General features: G+C 43.1%; 21 protein-coding genes and 1 pseudogene. 9 read left to right on the top strand and 13 right to left on the bottom strand.

Features of this window, described 5'->3' with window-relative positions; all coding sequences use genetic code 11:
- Nucleotides 1-26: 26 nt before the first annotated feature.
- From yegQ to L3D27_RS01855, 5 genes are all read left to right on the top strand, one after another.
- Nucleotides 27-1,469, top strand: coding sequence for a tRNA 5-hydroxyuridine modification protein YegQ (yegQ, locus tag L3D27_RS01835; RefSeq protein ID WP_432481398.1), 1,443 nt, complete (start codon nt 27-29; stop codon nt 1,467-1,469).
- Between the two features lie 229 nt (nt 1,470-1,698).
- Nucleotides 1,699-2,019: a DUF4298 domain-containing protein gene (locus L3D27_RS01840; RefSeq protein WP_284673984.1), complete on the top strand. Its 321-nt coding sequence runs from the start codon at nt 1,699-1,701 to the stop codon at nt 2,017-2,019.
- Nucleotides 2,020-2,040: 21 nt separating this feature from the next.
- Nucleotides 2,041-2,298: a YfhL family 4Fe-4S dicluster ferredoxin gene (locus tag L3D27_RS01845; protein ID WP_284673985.1), complete on the top strand. Its 258-nt coding sequence runs from the start codon at nt 2,041-2,043 to the stop codon at nt 2,296-2,298.
- A 209-nt stretch (nt 2,299-2,507) separates the two neighbouring features.
- Nucleotides 2,508-2,729, top strand: a complete 222-nt coding sequence (locus L3D27_RS01850) for a CsbD family protein (protein ID WP_284673986.1) — start codon at nt 2,508-2,510, stop codon at nt 2,727-2,729.
- A gap of 292 nt (nt 2,730-3,021) precedes the next feature.
- Entirely contained in the window at nt 3,022-5,052 is a 2,031-nt protein-coding gene (locus L3D27_RS01855) for a TonB-dependent receptor domain-containing protein (RefSeq protein WP_373627841.1), read from the top strand.
- 249 nt (nt 5,053-5,301) lie between these two features.
- On the opposite strand, the gene L3D27_RS01860 is transcribed toward L3D27_RS01855, so the two are convergent.
- The 4 genes from L3D27_RS01860 to lptM all read right to left on the bottom strand — a co-directional run bounded on the left by L3D27_RS01860 (nt 5,302) and on the right by lptM (nt 9,103).
- Nucleotides 5,302-6,300, bottom strand: coding sequence for a tyrosine recombinase XerC (locus L3D27_RS01860; RefSeq protein WP_432481400.1), 999 nt, complete (start codon nt 6,298-6,300; stop codon nt 5,302-5,304).
- Between the two features lie 62 nt (nt 6,301-6,362).
- The gene (gene dapF / locus L3D27_RS01865) at nt 6,363-7,268 is read right to left on the bottom strand and encodes a diaminopimelate epimerase (protein ID WP_432481401.1); all 906 of its coding nucleotides are present in this window, start codon (nt 7,266-7,268) and stop codon (nt 6,363-6,365) included.
- A gap of 230 nt (nt 7,269-7,498) precedes the next feature.
- Nucleotides 7,499-8,827: a diaminopimelate decarboxylase gene (gene lysA, locus L3D27_RS01870; protein WP_432481849.1), complete on the bottom strand. Its 1,329-nt coding sequence runs from the start codon at nt 8,825-8,827 to the stop codon at nt 7,499-7,501.
- Between the two features lie 114 nt (nt 8,828-8,941).
- Complete coding sequence (lptM, locus tag L3D27_RS01875; protein ID WP_284673990.1) at nt 8,942-9,103, bottom strand: LPS translocon maturation chaperone LptM; 162 nt, start codon at nt 9,101-9,103, stop codon at nt 8,942-8,944.
- 288 nt (nt 9,104-9,391) lie between these two features.
- On the opposite strand from lptM, the gene L3D27_RS01880 reads away from it, so the two are divergent.
- A complete protein-coding gene (locus L3D27_RS01880) occupies nt 9,392-10,579 on the top strand; it encodes an acetate/propionate family kinase (RefSeq protein ID WP_284673991.1) in 1,188 nt (395 codons plus the stop codon).
- Between the two features lie 343 nt (nt 10,580-10,922).
- A pseudogene (gene pta, locus L3D27_RS01885) lies at nt 10,923-11,987 on the top strand (phosphate acetyltransferase); the annotation flags it as partial.
- An 87-nt stretch (nt 11,988-12,074) separates the two neighbouring features.
- On the opposite strand, the gene yaaA reads toward pta, so the two are convergent.
- The gene (yaaA, locus tag L3D27_RS01890) at nt 12,075-12,857 is read right to left on the bottom strand and encodes a peroxide stress protein YaaA (protein ID WP_284673993.1); all 783 of its coding nucleotides are present in this window, start codon (nt 12,855-12,857) and stop codon (nt 12,075-12,077) included.
- A 184-nt stretch (nt 12,858-13,041) separates the two neighbouring features.
- Between yaaA and L3D27_RS01895 the strand changes: the two genes are divergently transcribed.
- Both L3D27_RS01895 and L3D27_RS01900 read left to right on the top strand, forming a co-directional pair.
- The gene (locus L3D27_RS01895; protein ID WP_432481402.1) at nt 13,042-14,118 is read left to right on the top strand and encodes an enoyl-CoA hydratase/isomerase family protein; all 1,077 of its coding nucleotides are present in this window, start codon (nt 13,042-13,044) and stop codon (nt 14,116-14,118) included.
- Nucleotides 14,109-14,945, top strand: coding sequence for an HpcH/HpaI aldolase/citrate lyase family protein (locus tag L3D27_RS01900; RefSeq protein WP_284673995.1), 837 nt, complete (start codon nt 14,109-14,111; stop codon nt 14,943-14,945). The genes L3D27_RS01895 and L3D27_RS01900 overlap by 10 nt, the downstream gene beginning before the upstream one ends.
- Nucleotides 14,946-14,964: 19 nt before the next feature.
- On the opposite strand, the gene epmA is transcribed toward L3D27_RS01900, so the two are convergent.
- The 8 genes from epmA to L3D27_RS01940 all read right to left on the bottom strand — a co-directional run bounded on the left by epmA (nt 14,965) and on the right by L3D27_RS01940 (nt 22,554).
- Nucleotides 14,965-15,930 carry an EF-P lysine aminoacylase EpmA gene (gene epmA, locus L3D27_RS01905; RefSeq protein ID WP_432481850.1) on the bottom strand — a complete coding sequence of 322 codons (966 nt, stop codon included), beginning with the start codon at nt 15,928-15,930 and terminating at the stop codon, nt 14,965-14,967.
- 19 nt (nt 15,931-15,949) lie between these two features.
- Nucleotides 15,950-17,011 carry a 4-phosphoerythronate dehydrogenase gene (locus tag L3D27_RS01910; RefSeq protein WP_432481851.1) on the bottom strand — a complete coding sequence of 354 codons (1,062 nt, stop codon included), beginning with the start codon at nt 17,009-17,011 and terminating at the stop codon, nt 15,950-15,952.
- A gap of 28 nt (nt 17,012-17,039) precedes the next feature.
- Nucleotides 17,040-18,194, bottom strand: coding sequence for an AI-2E family transporter (locus L3D27_RS01915; RefSeq protein ID WP_432481403.1), 1,155 nt, complete (start codon nt 18,192-18,194; stop codon nt 17,040-17,042).
- A gap of 126 nt (nt 18,195-18,320) precedes the next feature.
- Nucleotides 18,321-18,788 carry a YaiI/YqxD family protein gene (locus L3D27_RS01920; protein ID WP_284673998.1) on the bottom strand — a complete coding sequence of 156 codons (468 nt, stop codon included), beginning with the start codon at nt 18,786-18,788 and terminating at the stop codon, nt 18,321-18,323.
- 209 nt (nt 18,789-18,997) lie between these two features.
- Nucleotides 18,998-20,119: a 5-(carboxyamino)imidazole ribonucleotide synthase gene (locus L3D27_RS01925; protein WP_284673999.1), complete on the bottom strand. Its 1,122-nt coding sequence runs from the start codon at nt 20,117-20,119 to the stop codon at nt 18,998-19,000.
- Between the two features lie 120 nt (nt 20,120-20,239).
- Nucleotides 20,240-20,776, bottom strand: a complete 537-nt coding sequence (purE, locus tag L3D27_RS01930) for a 5-(carboxyamino)imidazole ribonucleotide mutase (RefSeq protein ID WP_284674000.1) — start codon at nt 20,774-20,776, stop codon at nt 20,240-20,242.
- Nucleotides 20,777-20,913: 137 nt separating this feature from the next.
- A complete protein-coding gene (locus tag L3D27_RS01935; RefSeq protein ID WP_432481404.1) occupies nt 20,914-21,825 on the bottom strand; it encodes a metallophosphoesterase in 912 nt (303 codons plus the stop codon).
- A gap of 120 nt (nt 21,826-21,945) precedes the next feature.
- The gene (locus L3D27_RS01940; RefSeq protein WP_284674002.1) at nt 21,946-22,554 is read right to left on the bottom strand and encodes a rhomboid family intramembrane serine protease; all 609 of its coding nucleotides are present in this window, start codon (nt 22,552-22,554) and stop codon (nt 21,946-21,948) included.
- Between the last annotated feature and the right edge of the window lie 69 nt (nt 22,555-22,623).

Raw genomic sequence — 22,623 nt, forward strand, 5'->3', positions numbered from 1 at the left:
ATCAATAACACAAAATAGCCAAACCTATGAGCCAACTGAATCGCAAACCTGAACTTCTATGCCCTGCCGGCACCTTTAAAAATATGCAGTACGCTTTTGCTTATGGAGCAGATGCGGTATATGCAGGGCAGGCACGCTATTCTTTGCGAGTACGCAATAACGACTTTGATGAAGACAATCTAAAAAAAGGCATTGACTATGCCCACTCTTTGGGTAAAAAGTTTTATGTGGTGGTGAATATTCAAGCCCACAATGCCAAATTAAAAACTTTCATTGAGGACATTCGCCCTGTTATTGAGATGAATCCTGATGCACTGATCATGTCGGACGCAGGCATGATTATGATGGTGCGTGAGCATTTTCCCCATCAAGACATTCATCTGTCAGTACAAGCCAACGCCGTAAACTGGGCGACGGTCAAGTTCTGGAAACAAATGGGCGTGAGCCGTGTGATTGTTAGCCGTGAATTATCCTTGAAAGAAATTGAACAAATCATCTTTGAGGTTCCTGACATGGAGATTGAGGTGTTTGTTCATGGGGCGTTATGCATGGCATATTCTGGACGCTGTTTGTTGTCAGGATATATCAATAAACGAGATGCCAATCAAGGCACTTGCACCAATGCGTGTCGTTGGTCTTATAACACTTATAAGGCAACCGAAAATGAAACAGGCGACATTGTGCCTGTCATGCAAGACAGTAAACAAAATGCCATCTCTAATGCCGAAGTATTTATCCCTAACCAAAGCGAAAACAGCATTGCTAATGTGAATTTAAATGGTGATGTGGTCATGGGCGATGAGTATGTGGAGAAACCGTCTGATGAAGTGGTATTATTGGAAGAGCAGGGTCGCAAAGGCGAATTGATGGCGATGTATGAAGATGAGCATGGTACCTATATCATGAACTCTAAAGATTTGCGTGCGGTGGAGCTTGTGCCAGAATTAACACAAATGGGCGTGCATTCATTAAAAATTGAAGGGCGTACCAAATCACATTATTATGTGGCTCGCACCGCACAAGTCTATCGCCGTGCCATTGATGATGCCATTGCCGGCAAACCATTTGATACCAGTTTAATCACTGCCTTAGATGGGCTAGCAAATAGGGGTTATACTGAAGGCTTTTTAAGACGGCATGTGCATTCTGACTATCAAAATTATGAATACGGCTCATCAAAAACAGACCACCAACAATTTGTAGCAGAAGTGCTTGATGTTACAGACGATAAACTAACTTTGACCGTCAAAAATAAACTCAGCGTGGGAGATGAGATTGAGATTATGACTCCGCAAGGCAATATCGTTTATCGCCTTGATAAACTATGGGATAAAAAAGGCAATGAAATAGATGCCGCCTTAGGTTCTGGCTGGATATGCCAAATTGATAATCCTTTTACTGAGTTGGGTTTTGATGTGTTGCAATTTGCCCTTGTGATGAAAACAGTAGATGAGCCGGTTTTTACTTAAAAACAACAACGCCGTGATTTTTTATTATGGCGTTTTTTATGAAAGAACAATATGCCAATCAAGAAAAATTATGAACTCACCAACACATGAAATCACCCCATACTTAAAAGATGATCTTAAGTCGTCCTTTTATATCTTGCCAATTTTTATATCATCAAGTAGGCTTTAGATTTGGTGGGTGGTGAATGATATGCTATAATGACCAAAATCACAAACTTAGGAACAACCGATGACCACCCAAAACCGAATTAACGAAATCCAAGCCATCTATAAAGAGTGGCTGACTGTCTTTGAAAGACTACAGACCGCCAAACAAGACTTGGCAAAAAGTGCCGAACTGATGAGTCAGTTAGAAGATTTTTATTTTGATGGGCAATGGCGTGAGATTTATGAAGCCATTGAAAACGGCGAAAACTTTGATCTGACAACAGATGGCGAATACAGTGTGATGAGTGAAGATACATTATGGAATGCCTTTAATGATCAACAAGATCTATTGTGGGATAATTTACGCTTTGCTGTGAAGCACCTTGATAAAAAAGATGATTAAGGCAACCGATAAGCTGTTTTAATGGCACTAAAAATCACCACCGATTGCATCAATTGCGACATTTGCGAGCCAGAATGCCCTAACGAAGCCATTTTTTATGACCAAAAAGGGCAAAAAACCTATGTCATCAACCCAGACTTATGCACCGAATGCGTAGGCTTTTATGAAGAGCCGACCTGTGATAAGGTCTGCCCGATTGACTGTATCATCAAAGATGATGCTCGTTTGGAAACCACAGACGAGCTGATGGCAAAATATAAGCGAATTTGGGGAAAGTAGTTTGGCTTGGTTGATTTAAGTCTGGCGAACTGTAGTGTGGTCATTGTCCCAAAAAAACTCTAATAGAACTCTTGTATTGACAAATGTCGCACACTGATGATACAGTTAAATATCAACACCAATGCCGTTTTGTATTTTAATCAAGAATGTATTAAGCACTGATTTGATAAAGGGCAAAAACTTTTAATAAATAATCTTAGGAGAATGTGATGAGCAATGACAGACTACAAGGCAAATGGCAGCAGCTAAAAGGCGAAATCAAGCAACAATGGGGCGAGCTGACTGATGATGAAGTTGTCAAGTTGGACGGCAAGACGGACAGTCTTATTGGTGTGCTTCAAGAGCGTTATGGCAAGGCAAAAGATGCCATCGCTCAAGAAGTCAATGAATGGCTTGATAAGCTTGATAATGATGACAAGACAACGCCTTGATGTGTCTTAACAGTCTTGCTTGGTTTTGTATGCTAAGCAGTCATCAGATAAATCAATCAAAACCTCAGCTGTATCTACAGATGGGGTTTTGTTTTTTTGTGCTTAAGTGATGATTTACCCAAAAATATTGCCGATATTTTTTTGTTATAAAAACATAAATGATAGCAATTTTTATTTGCAAATTTATTTTTAGTTATGTATAATTGTTAATACTTACTTACCAAACGCTAAAATTTTGTAATGTATTTAGAATTTTGGCACTTTATTGTTTTTAGACATCATAAGGTATGATATGAATAAGACTCTTAAGCGTCTGCCACTTGCTGTGGCTATATTAAGTGCACTTGGCACACAGTCTGCTGTTGCTCAAGTCTCTCAAGATGAGTCGTCAGTTGTATTGGACACCATTCATGCAACGCTGGACCGTCAAGGTGCTAAGGTTAAAACAAATGTTGTAACCTTGCAAGAAAAAGATAAATCTACTGAAACAGACTTGCGTGGCTTGCTAAAAGAAGAGCCTGCCATTGATTTTGGTGGTGGTAATGGTACCTCTCAATACATCGCTATTCGTGGCATGGGTCAAAACTCGGTAGATGTTAAGATTGACGGTGCTTATACCGACAGCCAAATCCTTTATCACCAAAGTCGTCATATGCTTGACCCATCAATGGTGAAAATTGTCAGCGTTCAAAAAGGTGCTGGTTCAGCATCAGCTGGCATCGGTGGCACCAATGGAGCGATTATTGCTAAGACTTTGAGTGCTGATGACCTATTAAAAAATGGTCAAAATATCGGCTTTAGAGTAGGAGCGGGCTATAGCTCTAATGATGAACATTCTTATAATGCGGCTGCTTATGGTAAGTCGGACAATGTTGATTTTCTATTAAGTGCAAACAAAGTTGACCAAGATGACTATACAGCAGGCAAAGATAAGAAAATTGCCTTTACTGCCCTAGATAAGACTAGCTATTTGGCAAAAGTCGGAGCAAATTTTGGTAATCATCGTTTTGAACTTAGTCATCTAAGTCAAGAAAACAAAGGTGTTCGTCCAATTCGTGAGGAATTCATCAACTTTAATACAGAGTCGCAAGATCCTCAATATCGTAAAGTGAAGACCGAGAATACCAACTTGCAATGGAATGCCAAGAATTTGGGCGTGGTTAGTGGGGTAGATGCCAATGTGTATCACATCGTCAATTCTCGCTACACTACAGACGATAGTAAGGCAGGCTACGCAGGAAAGTTAGCGGGTTCAAGCAAGTCTAGGATTGACACTAAAGGTTTGAACATTAATCTTGATAGCCAGGTCAATGATGATGTTCTGCTAAAATATGGTGTAAACTACCGCCAACAAGAAATCACGCCAAACCGCTACAAAGCTGGCATCGTCAATCAAGAAAAAACAGATACGGGCTTGTATGTAGAAGCAATTGCTGATATTGGTAAGTTGACCGCTACAGCAGGGCTTCGTTATGATCATTTTGATATCAAAGATATGACAGGTGGGCGTGTTAAAGGCGATAATTTAAATCCAAGTGTTGGTTTAATTTATCAGGCAACGCCAAGTCTTAGCTTTAGTGCCAACCACAGTTATGCCACTCGTAGCCCAAGATTGTATGATGCTTTGACAGCTCACGGATATCGTGCTGTGGTTAAAGTAACCGACAGTCTAAAAGCAGAAAAAGCTCAAAACACTGAGATTGGTTTCAACTTCAATCAAGGCAATGCTTTTGTTAATGGTAGCTATTACTGGCAGAGTATCAATAACCTGCTAAAAAGTGCAAGTAATGGTAGCAAGCATGAGAATGGCACAAGTATTGATGAAATGAAAAATGTTGGCTATGCCAAAAACAAAGGTTATGAGTTAAATGCTGGCTATAAATGGCAAGGTCTAACCGCTCGCGTGGGTATATCGGACAGTAAGCCTGAATTCTACAGTTCGCAAAACTTTAGCAACCGTGAATATGCATCACGACTCGGTCGTACTTGGACGGCAGCTTTATCTTATCGTTTCGCCCAACCAAACCTAGAGGTAGGCGTGCGTCATCGCCGTGCTGATGATGTTATTGGTGATTCAGCTTGGACAGGTAAAGTTGTTAGTACTGACCCAAGAAAAAATCACGACCCTAAGAAACTGCGTCCTGGCTACAATACCACAGATGTGTTCGCCAACTGGAAACCTTTAGGCAACGACAAAGTCAATGTTAATATGTCGGTTAATAATATCACTGATGAATATTACACTTCGCATATTTCTAGTTCTGGTGTGGCACTTCCTGCTGTAGGTCGTGAATACCGTATTGGCGTGAACTTCACTTACTAATCTGAATAGTTTTTTAGGTTTTTTCTCCACCCACCCTGTTATTAACAGGGTGGTTTTTTATTTTATACTTTGATAAAAAATATAGACCGGTCAAAACCTATCTACGATTTTTGGGCGATTAAAAACTCATACCTGCCAGAGGCGGTAATAAAGATGGTGTGGTCTAAGGCGGATTTGGGATTAAGTTAGGCTAAGATAGAGCTGATTTTGTGGGTGTTTGGTCTTGGCTGATTGATGAAGTTAAACCAATCAATCATCTATGCTATCTAGCACATGAGCCACTGCTCGAGGATGTGCTTTGTCATAGACACGAGTAAGTGCTCCAAAATCAACTTGGGTGTAAATCTGAGTGGTACTGATATTGGTATGACCAAGCATCTCTTGAACTGCACGCAAATCACCGCTTGATGACAGCATATGTGAAGCAAAACAGTGCCTGAGTAAGTGCGGGTGCAGATGTTGGGCAATGCCTGCATTGGTGGCACAGACTTTTAAGCGTAATTGTATGGCTCGGTTACTAAGCCTTGTGCCATGTCGCTCACTGATGAATAAGGCGTCCGTGCCTTCTTGCCACAGAGTGCGATGCGGTAGGTAAATCTTTAGGGCATCGATGGCTTTTTGACCTACAGGAGCTAAGCGTACTTTATTACCCTTACCCAAGATGCGTACCATGCCTGCACGCAGGTCAATATCACCAACATCAAGATTGGAAAGTTCGGACAGACGCAAACCGCTACTATACATAAGCTCAAACATTGCTCTGTCTCGTATCCATAGCCTTGCTTTGTTGGCATCGTCAGGCATGGGTTGGTCAAGCAGCTGCATCATCATGTCCACATCACCAAGTTTTGGCAATGGTCTAGGCTGTGCTTTTAAGCGGTAGCCTGTGGTGGGGTTATGTTTGATTTGACCTGATTGAATGAGATGAGCGTAGAATTTACGAATGGCGGACAGCTCTTGTTTTGCACTGGTGGATTTGATATTGTCTTTTTCTAGGCGTTGGGTGATATAGCGGGTTAAATCCTTTTGATCAAACAATAAGTAATCGCCTTGTAGTCTGACATCTTTTTCTATGAAGTTCATGACACGCATCAAAGTGGTGGTATAAGCGGTGATGGTGTGTGCTGAATAGTTTTGTATTGATAATACATCAAGCCATGCCTGAACGATACTCCAATTTTTGGATAGTTGGGTATCTTGTTCGGCAGGGGGGCTGATGAGTTGGTTTAGTAGGTTGTTTAGACGCATAAGATAAGAGCGATACCAAAGGTAGAAAACCTACCTTTGGCAGGGTTAATCAATCAAGGCTATCATGATGAGTAGTCGCCTGTTGTATTGGGTGCTGTGCTGATGCCTGCTTGGGCTGATAACCCATCTGGGCTAAATACGCCCTCAAAGACAAAGGCGGTCGGACCTGTCATCATGACAGGATAGCCTTCTTGCCAGCGAATGGCAAGACTGCCACCGTACAGCTGAGCACGAATATCTACGCCTTCATCAAGCCAGCCTTCTTTGATGCCTGTTACGACTGCCGCACACGCCCCTGTGCCACAGGCTTGGGTCTCTCCCACCCCTCGTTCATAGACACGCAGGCGAATGTGTCTTTGATTGACGATTTGCATGAAGCCAACATTGACATGCTCAGGAAAAGCCTTGTGTGACTCAATTAATTTGCCAAGTCGTTCTACATCGGCGGTAAGCACATCATCAACTTTAATGATGGCATGGGGGTTGCCCATGTTGGCGATGTAAAGTTCAATCGGTTCGCCATCAACATTTAGACGGTAGCAGTTGCCAATTTTGGTAATGGCTTGGGGGGTAAAAGGAATCTCGTGTGGTTCAAATTTTGGTTTGCCCATGCCAACTTGTACCCAGCCATAGCGGTCAGTGGTCAGAGTGATGATACCGCTGGCGGTCTCAACACGAAGTCTTTGTTTAAAAGATAGTTTGCGAGCCTGTATAAAAGATGCAAAGCAACGAGCACCATTGCCACATTGACCAACTTCTGTGCCATCGGCGTTGAAGATACGATATTTAAAATCCACATCAGGGCGACTTGGTGGCTCAACAATGAGTAGCTGGTCAAAACCGATGCCCAGATGGCGGTCTGCCAATAGACGCACCAGTTCGGTGGTGAGAGTCATGCGCTGTGTTACTAGGTCAATAACCATAAAATCATTGCCTAGACCGTGCATTTTGGTAAATTCGATTAGCATTGTTATCCCTTATGTCTTTAAAGCATCAAGATGGGCATTCCTTACCTAAAATCTATCCATATATAGCATGACTATCTTATCATGATGTATCAGAATTTGCCTAGTAAATTTCACAAATTTCAATGAACTGATGAAAAACGGTAATAATCTGGTTTTTTTATTGATTTTTGATTTGGTCATTCATCAAAAAAAAGCACTCGCTCATGAGTGCTTTTTGGATTGATGGGTGGTCAGATGGATTCGCCACGCCATAGGTCTTCAAGCGTCTCTCGCTCTCGTACGATGCGATGCGTGCCATTGTCAACCATAACCTCAGCAGGGCGTGGACGACTGTTGTAGTTACTTGACATGGTAAAGCCATAAGCTCCTGCACCTGTTACTGCCAATAAGTCGCCCACTTCTAGGGCAAGATGACGGTCTTTGCCTAAAAAATCGCTTGACTCGCACACTGCACCAACAATATCCCAAGTCTGTGCCTGTTTGTTGTCATCAAGGGCGGTGTTAATGATTGCCATGACTGATTCATAAAGAGCAGGGCGAATGAGTTCACTCATGGACGCATCAACAATGGCAAAATTTTTGTGATCAGTGGGCTTTAGGGCAATGGTACTGGTCAATAACACCCCTGCATTGGCGGCGATGTTGCGTCCAGGCTCTAGGTGTAGCCCAAGATTATATTTTGCTTGTAGGCTAAGTAGCTTGGGGAGCAAAGCTTCGGCAAACTCATGCACACTAACAGGGCTTTCGTCAATATAGCGTACGCCCAAACCACCACCAAAATCAAGATGTTTTAGTTTAATGCCACGATTGGCAAGCTCATCAATCAGCTCAATCATCTTATCTAAAGCATCAACAAAAGGTTTGACCTCGGTTAGCTGTGAACCGATGTGGCAATCAATGCCGATGATGTCAAGATGGGGCAGGGTTTTGGCATATTCATAAGCACTGATGGCAATGTCATGTGAGATACCAAATTTATTATCTTTCATGCCTGTAGAGATGTAAGGGTGTGTTTTGGCATCAACATCAGGATTGATGCGTAGAGCGATGGGGGCTTTTACCCCCATGCTTTGAGCGACTTCATTGATGGTATCAAGCTCGCTCATGGCCTCAACATTAAAGCAACCAATACCAGCTTGCAGGGCTTGAGCAATGTCGCTTTTGGTTTTGCCAACACCAGAATAAACGATGCTGTCGGCTTGACCACCTGCTTTTAGCACACGAGACAACTCACCGATTGAGACGATATCAAAGCCAGCCCCTGCTTTAGCAAGAGTGGATAGTACTGCAAGGTTGGAATTTGCCTTGACTGCATAGCAGATATGCACATCGTTTAAAGCACTAAAACTCTCAACATAAGCAGTATAATTGGCCAATAAAGTGTTCTTAGAATATACATAAAGCGGTGTGCCATACTGCTCTTTTAGGGCATGGGCATTCACGCCATCAATGTGGAGTATGCCGTCTTGATAGTCAAGGGCAGGCAGGGCATCAACAAGTTGGGTGGCGTTAATATGAAGCGTGCCATCGGTGGTTTGGCTTACCGTACTAAAAGTCATCATACATTCTCAAAAAAAATAAAAAGTAATAAAATAATAAAAGTGATCGGAGTTGGCAGGTTATTTGTATCAAGCGTTAATATGCCGATAATTAAGCGAGAGTATTTAAGCCGATTAGTAATCGTTTGGGCTGGTGGCGGCTGATTGTTCTTGGGTTTGGGTGGTTGGGATTGTTTGGGGTTTTTCGGGTAAGTATAATGCCCCTTTTTGACCACAAGCAGTCAGGCTGATGGCAAGAAGTGTGCAGAGTAAGGTGGGGATTAAAGTGGCTTTCATGGTTGATTTTTTTGTTACGAATTGAAAAATTATTTTACCTAAATTTTAACCAAATACCAATTAATTTTCAAAAAATTAGTCTAAGATGATGAATTTAAAGGAAAAAAGTTGGTGGTATCTTGATAATCACTGACAGGGTTTGGTAAGATTTGCTAAAGACTTTTGGGTGATTTATTGCTATAATGCCAAAGAAAGCATTTGGCTTTCTTGGGGCTTGTATTCCTAATATTTGGCGATACAAGCTCTAAGATTTTCTACCCATCCAAATTTAGGATAAGGAAATAAATAATGTCATTAAATAATCCAACCTTAGTGCTTAACTGCGGTTCTTCATCTATTAAATATGCACTCATCAGCGAAGATGGCGAAAGCCGTATCGAAGGTTTGGCAGAAGCATTGGGCAATAGCGATGCTCGTATCAAGCACAAAGACCTAGATGGTAATAAAACCCAAATCAATATTCCAAATTCAGGTGCTCATGCCGAAGCTCTACAAATCATCTTAAATGACCTAATCAGTGAGTATAAGCCTGTAGCGGTTGGTCATCGTGTTGTACATGGTGGTGATAAGTTTAAATCAGCGACCATCATCACCCAAGAGGTGCTAGAGGCGATTGAATCACTAGCGACGCTAGCACCACTGCACAATCCTGCTAATGCAGCAGGCATCAAGGCGATATCTGCCATCTATCCAGATTTGCCACAGGTGGCAATTTTTGATACTGCGTTCCATCAAAGTATGCCTGAGCACGCTTATCGCTACGCCATTCCAAAGGAATTGTATACCGAGCATCAAATCCGTCGTTACGGCTTTCATGGCTCATCGCACGCCTATGTATCAAGCCGTGCTAGCGAGCTGACAGAGGCGGCAGGCGAGCATGGTTGGATTGTGGCTCACTTGGGTAATGGCTGTTCTGCTACAGCGATTTATGATGGTAAGAGCTTAGATACTTCTATGGGTATCACGCCGTTAGAGGGCTTGATGATGGGCACTAGATCTGGGGATATTGACCCAAGTATGCACATTCATTTGCATCGCACCTTAGGTCTGTCTATTGAAGAGATTGATACACTACTGAACAAAAAAAGTGGTCTGCTAGGCGTTTCTGGCATATCAAATGACATGCGTAACCTTGAGCAGGCTGACGCAGAGGGCAATGCCGATGCTTCATTGGCACTGGATATGTTTGCTTATCGCACCGCCAAATACCTACTTGGTCTGACCGCTGCTTTGCCAAAACTAACAGGGATTGCCTTTACAGGTGGTGTGGGCGAGAATGGTACTGCCATGCGTGAAAAAATCATCAGTCATCTAAAACACATCGGTGCAAAAATTGACAGCGATAAAAATGCAGCCTTGAGACTGGGTGCAGAGGGTAGTTTTCATGCTGCAGATTCCACCTTTGAGTTTTGGGTAATCCCAACCGATGAAGAATTCCAAATCGCCAAAGAGACGAAAGTTGCTTTGGGTTTGTGATTGGTATTTTTAAGGAATGATTATGACGACAATTTTATTAGTACCAGTACAAGATGTTAATCTTGACGGCTTGATTGCCAAAGCGGACAAAGTTGCCTTTGATCCATTGGCGACTTTTGGGCAGTCTGAGTTTGAATCTGCCTTAGCAAACAAAAACTTGGACGATTTGCTTGAGCTTGTATATGCCAAAGTTCAAGAAAATGGCGATGACATTCAGCTAGTGAAAGGCATCAGCCTTCAGCATTCGTACGCTAGCCGTGTGAATGGCGACTTGGCAAAAGCACTTGATGCTGATGTGATTTTGGTAGGTGATAATGAAGCACTGTTAAATATTGCTAAGGCAGAGTTTGCTGAGCGTGTTATTGGGCAAGTGAGCGAAGATGGTGAACTGACGGCTCTTATCAAGCCAAGCACTCGTGCAAAAAATCTATCTCCATCAGCATTTCGCCATGAGTTGGTCAAAAAAGCACAAGTCGCCAAAAAACGCATTGTCCTACCAGAAGGCGATGAACCACGCACCATCGAAGCTGCAGCGATTTGCCAGTCTCGTGGCATTGCTCAATGTGTGCTACTTGGCAATCCTGACAAGATTCGTGCGGTGGCGGACGAGCATGGCGTAACTTTGCCTGACGACATAGAAATCATTGACCCCACAACCATTCTTGATAAATATGTTGCTCCGATGGTAGAGCGCCGTAAGGGTAAGATTGATGAAGCAGGTGCAAAATCTGCTTTGGAGGACTCTGTTTATCTAGGCACAATGATGCTACAAGTTGGCGATGTAGATGGTCTGGTTTCAGGTGCGGTACATACGACCGCAGATACCATTCGCCCAGCATTCCAGCTGATTAAGACCGCTCCTGAGTACAGCTTAGTATCGAGTGTGTTTTTTATGCTACTGCCTGATTCTGTAGTGGTATACGGCGACTGTGCGGTCAATCCAAATCCGACTGCCGAGCAGTTGGCTGAAATTGCCATTCAATCAGCAGAATCCGCCAAAGCCTTTGGCATTGACCCAAAAGTTGCACTCATCAGCTATTCAACCATGAACTCTGGTGCAGGCGAGGATGTGGATTTGGTTAAAAACGCTCTGACCATCGTGCGTGAAAAAGCACCAGATTTAAAAGTAGATGGTCCTTTGCAGTTTGATGCAGCTTGTGTGCCATCTGTGGGCAAACAAAAAGCTCCTAATTCTGCAGTAGCAGGCGAGGCAAATGTCTTTATCTTCCCAGATCTAAATACAGGCAATACCACCTATAAGGCGGTACAGCGTACAGGTAATGTAATCAGTGTAGGTCCAATGCTTCAGGGTCTTAATAAGCCTGTCAATGACTTGTCTCGTGGCTGTTTGGTAGATGATATTGTTTATACCATCGCCTTGACCGCCATTCAGGCCATCGATGCTTAATCGGCTTTGATGTGAATCTGATAAAAATCCCTGCTACATAGCAGGGATTTTTTGTTTTGTGATGATGTTGATTGGTTGAATGATGGATTATGTCCGTTCAGCTCTTTTAAACACCCATTCGTCATCACTGCTTGCGTTTTCATCAAAATAATAGCCGTCTGTATCAAAGTTTTTGAGTTCATTGGGGTCTGTGATATTGTGTGTACAGGCATAGTTTACCATCATGCCACGAGCTTTTTTGGCATAGAAACTGATGATTTTATATTGCCCATTTTTTTGATCTAAAAATTTTGGTGTGATGATGGTGGCGTCTATTTTATTGGGCTTGACTGCTCCATAGTATTCGGTGGAAGCAAGATTGATGAGTACATTAGAACCACTTTGTTGGATACGCTCATTGATTAGGTCGGTGATGGTATCACCCCAGTATTGATAAAGGTTGTCAGCGTTTGGCGTTTTTAATTTTGTGCCCATCTCCAAGCGGTAGGCGAGCATATTGTCAAGTGGTTTTAGCAGTCCGTACAGCCCTGATAAGATGCCTAAGTGCTTATTTAGGTATAAGATTTCATCTTTATTTAGTGAATAAGCGTCCAAACCTGTATAGACATCGCCATCAAACAGATAGACGGCAGGTTTAGCCAAGTTATTAAAAGGGTATGCCCAATCGGCATTTCTTGCGACATTAAGCTCGGCAATCTTAGCAGAGATGTGCATTAATTCTTGTAAGTCTAAGACATCTTTGGTTTTGAGTGTCTTCATTAAATCAATGGCGTGCTCAATCAAAGAAGGCTGGCTAAGATGGTCGCTAACATCAATGGGCAGGGCAGTTTTTTCATCTAGGTTTTTGGCAGGAGATAATAAAAAATACATGGGCAATCCTATGGGGTGCTTGTTGTGTTACTTGCTTTATATTATAGGTAAAAACCATCAAAATACAAAGTTAAAATTGCCAATTCATGTATTTGGGTGCCTTATCATTGATTGCCCCCATAAAATCTGTTATGCTAAATTGGCACTGATGAATAAGATTGATATGAATGAATAAGGAGCGGTTATGACGGATTTTGTTTTATTTCGCTTGATGCCTACTACGCAAGGCAAGGCGGTTGCTGTGATTACATTGAACAACCCAAAAGCTCTAAACGCCCAGAACCTAGCGATGGTCAAGCGTACCCATGAGCTGTTAAATATGTGGCGAGATGATGAGTCGGTGGCGATGATTGTGCTACATGGAGCTGGCGAGAAGGGGCTGTGTGCAGGAGGTGATATCAAGGCATTGTATGGCGATACGGACGGTACAACTGCTCACGAATTTTTTACGCATGAATATGGGCTGATGTACGCCATGCACATTTATCCTAAGCCGATTTTGGTATGGGGGCGTGGCATCACGATGGGTGGCGGTATGGGGCTGTTTACTGCATCTAGCCATAAAGTTGTTACCCAAAATACGCTGATGGCAATGCCTGAGGTGTCTATTGGATTGTTTCCTGATGCAGGAGCGTCTTATTTTTTAAACCATTTGGCAGGCAAGGTTGGGTTGTTTTTGGGCTTGACAGGTGCAAGGTTTACAGGGGCGGATGCTTATGCTTTTGGTGTGGCGGATTTTGCGGTTAGTCATGAGCGATTTGACGATGTATTAACCCATCTTTGCCAAATTGACTTTCAGGATAATGCAACCAATCACCATTTGTTATCAGCTTGTTTGAATGAATTTCACGACATCTCTATCCTAGCAGACAGCGGATTGTTAAATGCGTTTGATGACATCAATACACTGATGAATGCAGGAAGTTTGGCGGATATTGATAAGGCTTTAAAGGATTATCAAGGTGATGATGAGTTCATTAAATCTGCCATAGCACTGTATAAGCATGGTTCGGATACAACTAAGGCGATTACCTTTAAGATTTATCATGACCTAAAAACTGGTAAAAAAGACCATTCATTACGCCAAATCTTTGACCTAGAGACCATCATCGGTACTGCCTGCGTAGAAAAGGGCGACTTTAAAGAGGGTGTGCGAGCCTTGCTGATTGATAAAGATAAAAACCCAAATTGGCGATATACTCTATCTGATATGCCGACTGGCTATATTGATGAGTTTTTTGGGGAGGCTTCATGCAATTAGCCTGCTTTTCAACTTATCTGTTCGTCCCTGCCACTCGCTTAGATAGAGTGGCTAAGGCTATGGATAGTGGTGCGACCCACATCATCATTGATTTAGAGGATGCTGTAGAGTCAAGCCATAAAGCAAAGGTGCGTGCCAACCTAAAGGATTTTGATCGCCAAAGTAATCGGCCGTATTGGTTGCGTATCAATGCGGCACATACTTATGATTATGCTCATGATATTGAGCTATTAAATGATCTAAATCATGTGCAGGGCGTGCTACTACCAAAGGCGGAATCTGCCTTGTCTGTTACCGCTGTGCATCAGGCGACATCGTTGCCTATTATTGCTGTGATTGAGACGGCTAAGGGCGTATTAAACATTCCGCAGATTGCTACCGCTACAGGGCTATTTGCCATGACTTATGGCTGTTTGGATTTGAGCAAGTCGTTAGGCTTACTACCAAAAACGCCATCAGCGAAAGTGGTGTTTGATAAAATCCGCACAGAACTGCTACTGCATTCGGTTGCCAATCAGTTATCCGCACCGATTGAGACGATTTTTGCAGATTTTCATGATGGGCAGGGTGTGGAGAGATTTGCTCGATATGCCAAAGAGTTCGGTTTTGGCGGACAGTTGCTCATACACCCAAATCAAGTTATCCCTGTACAGCGTGCCACCGCCCCTAGCGATGAGGTGATGAATTTTGCCAAAAAAGTATTGGCGACACATAAAGAAACAGGGCGGGCGGTGTTCTCAGTTCAGGGTGAGATGGTGGACTTGCCTGTCATTGATTGGGCGAAAAAACTGCTAGGGCTACCACCAGATAAGGCATCAGTTGATTAAAATAAACCACCTATTTGTATCAAGCACGCTCAGTAGGTAAGGCGATGGCTTGTGTGATATCAGATAGATTGGCACTCACCATCAGCAGTCTGTCCACACCCAAGGCGATACCACTGCATGGCGGCAAATCATCGCAGGCACGCACCATGTTCATGTCAATCGACATGATGGGGCGACCTAATCTCTCTCGCTCAGCGTTGTCTGCATAAAAGCGTGTCAGCAGTTCATCGCTTGATGCTAGCTCATCGTAGGCGTTGGCGATTTCTATGCCGTTGATATACAATTCAAATCTTTTGGCGACTAGAAAGCCCTCATCATCACGGGTGGTTTTGGCAAGAGCAGCGGTAGCAGGCGGGTAGTTTGTTACCAAAGTTGGTGCATCTTTGCCCAAATGTGGCTCAACCAAATGACTAAATAATAAATCAAGCCAACCTTGTCTGTCATCACCCATGTCTAGTGTGATGTTGTGTGCTTTGGCACAATCACGCATCTTATCAATACTGCTTAAAAAAGGGTGGATGCCTAGTGATTCAAAACTTTGGCGGTAACTTGTTTTTTTGAGTGCGATGGGTTGATTAAATACCAAGCTGATAAGCTCCCTAAGCTCGCAGGCAAGCTCATCAAGCCCAAAGTGTGGGCGATACCATTCTAGCATGGTAAACTCAATGTTATGTTTATGACCACTCTCATTATCTCGAAAGACAGGGCATATCTGATAAATCGGTACTTGCCAAGTGGCAAGTAGGCGTTTCATCGCAAACTCTGGTGAAGTGTGTAGATAGCCTGTTGTTGCCTTACCTGCTTGATGAAAATTAACGGATACAGAATCAATGAATACATCGGTGTTGCCTGTATGAGACAGTAATGGGGTGCTAACTTCAAGGACGCCTTTATCGGAAAAAAACTGGCGAATCTTGGCAAGCAGGACGGCACGCTTTTGGGCGTGGACTAGGCTTTGGGTGGGTTGATATGTCATGATGAAAATATTGATTTAAAAATATGATTTAGTATTGCCATTCGTGGCGTAGAGCATAGTGCTTGCGTAGGGCATCAAAATCTTGGGCGGATACACCGTCCTTATTGACCGCTCTTAGACTTTGGTCATCTTTGTATATATCATAAAAATATCTTAGCGTGCTTTGACTGTCTTGTGTGACACTTTTTTTAAAGTTTGCCCAATGATAACAATTAGGTGGTAGCAAGGCTTCAAGGTTTTGTATGATTGGTAAATCAAATGCTTTGCAAAAATCTTGATAAATCATGTCTGTACCACGCATTTTACCTTCAATCGTATAGCCTGCGATGTGTGGTGTAGCAAGGCTAATCTGATTAAGTAATACCGCATCAATGCTAGGCTCGTATGGAAAGACATCTAAGGCTGTGCGTAGCTTTTTGTCGGCAATGGTAAGCAGTAAATCCGCCTGATTGATAATCTCGCCACGAGCGGTATTAATCAGTATGGCGTGGCTTTTTAGGTGAGATAAGACGGTTTTATCAAATAATTGATGCGTTGGATAATCGCCTGTGTGGGTGAGTGGTGTGTGTATGGAGACGATGTCGCTTTGTGCCAACAGTTCGTATAATTCGCTGTTATTTAACTGTGATTTTGGTAGATAAGGGTCATATCCTAATACCTGCCAGCCCAAATCCTGTGCGTATTTGGCAAGGGTGCTACCAATATTGCCAAGCCCGATAATGCCAAGAGTGGTGGGTGTGTCAATAGAGTGTGAGCGTAGGTGCAAGATGGCACAGATGACATATTGAGCGACCGAGTGCTTGCTTGATCCTTGAGCATTGGCAAAGCAGATACCCTTACGGTGTAGATAATCAATATCAATGTGGTCAGTGCCGATGGTTGCTGAACCGATAAAGCGAATCTTACCAAAATCGCTGATGGTTTGTGGGTTGATGGGGGTTACCGACCTAACAAATAAAGCGTCAGGCTGGTGTTCATCAAGAGCGACTTGATTAATGCAACGCCCTTTCATTTTGATGAGACGAATGTCATGATGAACAAGATAGTCATCTAGATTGGCAATATTTTCATCAGCGATGATGGTAATCATGGTGTCAATACTCTTATCTGGTTGCTGGCTAATGACCATCATCTGGTGTGTGCTTAGGATTGATATCAACCAAAAGTCCTGCACCATCACCTACAACGAGTTCGCCATCTTTTTTGGCGAAGATTTCATTTTTGTGCTGACTTACCCATTCACGCCATACGGCAAGTCCAATGGCAAGCACCACAGGACCGATGAATAACCCCACAAATCCGAACGCTGTCAATCCACCAAGCACCCCAATAAAGATGATGATAAAAGGAATCTTAGTTGCACCACTAATCACGATAGGGCGAATCAGATTATCCACCCAGCTAATCACCAATATTCCCCATAAGCCAAGTCCGATGCCTTCGGTGGTATGACCCTGCGACAGTAGCCATAAAGCGACACCACCCCAAGCAAATGGCGTACCAAAAGGAATGAGTGCCACCACAAAGGTAATGACGGTAAGTAAGATGGGGTTTGGTGCTCCTGCTATCGCATAGCCCACTCCTGCTAGTAGGGCTTGTACCACTGCTGTAAGACCGATACCATAAATGACAGCCTGTGTTGTTGCTCCTACAGAGTCAATGTAGTTATCAATGCGGTCGCCGATGATGTTTCGCATGGCTTGGCGAATTTGCTTCATTAGAATATGACCGTCTCGATAAAAGAAAAATAAAGTCATTAAAGCCATGCCAAGTTTGGCAAGATTTTTTAGTATGGCATCAAATGCCATCTTGCCATAGTATAGATGCGACTGCACCCACGTACGCACTGCTGTCATTGATGCTTCTGGGTCTTTATTGATTTCCCATAGGATATTTTTAATCTGCTGACCGATGACAGGTAGGTTTTTGATGTTGTTGGGTAAATCAATGTAGCCTGCCTGCAAGCGATGAATTGCCATGCTATAAAAACTGATGACTTCTTGCTGTAAGAAAAAAACACCTGCCACCAGTGGTACGCCGATTGCCAAAGAGATGCCAACCGTCATAATGAGTGCACTTAGCGTTGGGCTAAGATGAACCTTTTTGTGAAAAAATCGGTACAAGGGAAAGGTGATATACGCCAAAATCGCCCCCCAAATGGCAGGCGAAATAAAAAACTTGACTATCTGAAAGCATAAGATGATTAAGATGGTAAGCAAGGTTAGGGCGAGTAGGCGTTGTAGTGCGGCTTCTTTGGTCCAAGTTTCTAGCATGAGAGGTGTGTTCAGGTGGCAAAATATGAGTTTTATTATGCCAAATTTTTTGTCATTGTGCTTGAGGTTTTTGTGGTTTTTTGCATATTTGTGTTGCTAAAATTTAAGTGGTATCTTAAAGCTGAATCAACCTTTACCACCACTGCTGATTACCAGTCTATTTAGTCCATTAGCGAAGGCCTGTTTGTCTTTATCGCCATAAGGCTTTTGACCGCCCATCTGTTTTGGGTCTAGTACGCCTGTTCCACGCAAGGTTTCCATGAAATCTCTTGCGTTTAGTTTGGGCTTGATGTTGTCTAAAGTGAATTCTTCGCCACGACTGGTTAAAACCTTTGCTTTTTTGCCCAGTACATCGTTAGCAAGTGGAATGTCGCTTGTGATGACCAAATCGCCTTGATTGGCATTGCTGACGATATATTCATCGGCTTTATCAAAACCTTGATTAACCACAATCATGTGCAACCGAGGAGATGGGGGTAATTTAATAAAGCGATTTGCCACAAAAATAGCTTCTACACCTGTGCGATTGGCAGCCTTAATGATGAGTTCTTTGGCAATGATGGGGAGTGCGTCTGCGTCTATGTAGATTTTCATGGTGCGGTGCTTGGTATGAGTCTGGTACTAGCTTGGTAATGTATGCTGTGGCGTTTGATGACTTGATGGGGTTGTCAGTCTGTTTTATTGGCTCATGACTACAGATAAAGTATGAAAATAAGCCTTTGTCGTCTGATACAACATACAAATGACTATAAACAGGCAATGACAACACGCCAAAAGCAAGGCTAATTATCGTTAGTTGGGTCTTAGTTATCCAGACCTAGCTTATTTGGTAGCAATGACACAACCTTTGCTACTGTCTCGTCTAGTTGGTCGCTGTCGGTTGGCATGATGGTGATGTGGGCGATTTTACGACCTTCTCTTTCATCTTTGTGATAGTGATGAAAGTACACGCCATCAATAGCAAGGATTTCTTGTAAATTTGGATAGCTGCCAATCACATTGAGCATCACAGATGGCTTAATCATGCTAGTATCGCCAAGCGGTAAGCCTGCCACTGCACGCATGTGATTTTCAAACTGGCTACACACCGCCCCTTCAATGCTGTAATGCCCAGAATTATGTACTCGTGGGGCGATTTCATTGGCAATCAGCCCGTGTTCTGTTACAAAGAGTTCTAAGGTTAAAATGCCGACATAGTTGAGATGTTCAAGCAATTTTTTGATGTTTTCTTGGGCTTGACTGGTTAGATGTTGGGCGTCTGGGGCAGGAGCGATGGTTTTGGCAAGAATGCCATCTTTATGGATATTTTCTACAAGAGGATAGTAGCGAATCTCACCACTTTGTGAACGCACAGCGATGATGGAGACTTCTCGACTAAAGTTGATGAAGCCTTCAGCGATGAGTGGGGCAGTCGCACACGCCTGACCAAGCTCGCCCCAAGCGGTGTTGATGTCGTCAGCTGTCTTGATGACAAATTGCCCTTTGCCATCATAGCCACCCCGAGAGGTTTTTAGTACTAAGGGTAGTCCTAGTTCATCACAGGCTTGTTGTAATTCGTCTTGGGAGTTGACCGCCAAAAATGGCACGGTAGTGATGCCCAGTTTATTGAACAGATTTTTTTCGTTTAGGCGGTCTTGGGCGATGAATAATGCTTGTGATGGTGGATAAAGTGTCTGCTGTTCTAGGCGTTGGGCGACATCTAAAGGCGTGTTCTCAAACTCTAGGGTAACAAGGTCGCACGCTTTGGCGAAGTTATCAAATTGGGCGGTTGTGTAGACTTGCCCTGCCAGTGATGCAGGCGGATTGGGTGCGTCTTCTAAAAATACCGTCTTGATGCCTAATGGGCGAGCAGCATTACCTAGCATAAGACCAAGCTGACCACCACCGAAGATGCCGATGGTGCGAATGGGGGCGAGTGTTGTCATAGTAAACCTTTTAACCTTGTGCGTAACTTGTTTGTGGTGTTGATGATTGCTTGATTGTTTAACGGATAAGTGACTAAATATTAAGCAAAATCGCCCCTAGGTGGGACGATTATTTGTGTTTTAATTGATAATACCAGGTGTTGGGTTATCTAGGATAGATTGGGTCTGCTTGGTGCGAAATTCACTTAACTTTTTGCCCAATGCTTCATCAGTGATGGCAAGCATTTGCACAGCTAGCAATCCTGCATTATATGCACCTGCCCCACCGATGGCAAGCGTACCGACCGAGACACCACGAGGCATCTGAACGATAGAAAGCAAGCTATCCCAACCTGAAAGTGTGCTTGATTTGACAGGTACGCCAAGCACAGGCAAATCTGTTTGGCTAGCACACATACCTGGCAGATGTGCTGCACCGCCTGCCCCTGCGATGATGATGGACAGCCCACGAGTTTTGGCTGATTTGGCATAGTCAAAAAGCTTGTCAGGGGTGCGATGTGCTGAGACGACCTGACACTCAAAAGGCACGCCAAAGTCGGCAAGTACTTGGGCGGCTTCAATCATGGTTGCCCAGTCTGACTGACTGCCCATGATGATGCCAACTTTAGGTATGCCATCTGGCGAGGCGATGGGTGCAGGTTGTGCTTGGCTAGACATATTTTTTTCCTTAAAAATGGTGCTATGAAGCGATTTATTATATCAAAGTTTTACACAAAGTTAGCGAAAAATTGATGTCATTCATGCCAAAGGGGATAAATCGCTGTTTTTGGTGAACGACTTGGCAGTGTGTTGTATTAACCAATAAACTGTACAAAATTATTTAAGCTAATGGTAGGGTTGTCTGTGTCAAATTGATAAGCGGTTAAATACCCATCTTTACCTGCCGAATAGTCAGTGCAGACAACTTGAGAAGATAAAGGCAGGGGTTCGCCTGTCAGCCAATAATGTCCGATGATAATGGGTTTGGTTGTGCCTAGATAAAAATCAATCGGACAGACCAAATCATCAGGTAGGTCGGATATGTCGCAGTTACTGGCAGCAGATAACTTAACGATGGGCTGTTTTAGGTCGTTCTCCCACCAGCGAATGCGGATATCTTGTCTAAGATGACCCATGCTATCTTTGATGTAGATGTCATTAGGTAGTGTTGTCTGCAAGCCTGCTAACAGTTTTAAGATGTGGTGGCGAGTCTCTTTGGGTAGTTTTTCAAAGTTATTTTGACTTAGTCGCCCATTATACAGATGGGGAGTAAGTGCTTGAATAGCACGGGCATCATAGCAGGCGTGAACGACAATGAATTCATCAAATTCAAGCCAAAGCGGTAACTCAAAAAAGCGAGACAGCCAATACCGATGGCGTGGCGAACCTTCGCCAACAGCGTCCAAAAAAGCCTGATGTACTTCATTTTGGCGTGGGGTGGGTGTATAGATTTGCTTGCCTGCTTGATCGGTTGAGGCATAACCGATGGCATTATATTCATGATTACCCATGACGGCTAAGGCTTGATGATTATCTAGCATATCAAAAACAATGCTTAGCGTCTCAAGCTGTAATTGCCCACGGTCAATCAAATCGCCAACAAATATCGCCATGTGATTGGGCGGGGCGATGTGGCTTGTGCCATCATGCTGGTAGCCAAGCTGACTTAACAGCCCTTGTAGCTTGTCTGCTTGACCATGTATGTCGCCAATAATGTCGTAAATCATATCAAAATATATCAGCCAAATTGTTTTTTAAAGATTTATTGTTCAATACCAATGCAAAAAATCACGCTTTAAGCATTATTATCAACACTGCTATAAACATTATTCTATCTGATCACACCGTTAAAAGTTTGGTCTTAATAGGGCATTTATAAAGTGCAGTAACAACGCAGGTTCTATAGCGATGGTGGCGATGACACCAAAGGCAGCACCGAATAGATGTGCTGAATGGTTGGTATTACCCATGCCACGGCGGTCAGCATAGAGACTATAAGCGGTATATAGTACAGCAAAAATAATGGCAGGGATTGGTAAAACACCAAAGAAATACAAAGTCTCCCACGGTGCAAACAAAACAAAACTAAACAGTACCGCTGATACTGCCCCTGATGCACCAAGGCTTAGGTAGCGAGTGTTATGTTTGTTTTTTAGATAAGTGGGTATGATGGCAACGATGACGGATAGCACATAAAATGCCACAAAACCTAAAGAGCCAAACTTGGCGATATAAAAACGCTCAATCACACGACCAAAGAAGTACAGCGTAAACATATTAAATAATAAGTGCATGCCATCGGCATGAATAAAGCCATGCGTGATAAAACGGTCATATTGTTTAAAACGACTGACCGAAATGGGGTCAAAAATCAGCCGTCCCATGATGTTTCTGTTTTGCCATGCAAGCAGGCTAATGATGACGGTAATGGCGATGATAGCGGTGGTATGGTTCATGTGGTGTTACTGGTACTGGAAAATAAATTGGCTAAATATTGGCATAATGATAAAAAGACTGCCAAGTAG

Source organism: Moraxella sp. ZY200743, from assembly GCF_050885545.1.
Taxonomy (GTDB): domain Bacteria; phylum Pseudomonadota; class Gammaproteobacteria; order Pseudomonadales; family Moraxellaceae; genus Moraxella; species Moraxella haemolytica.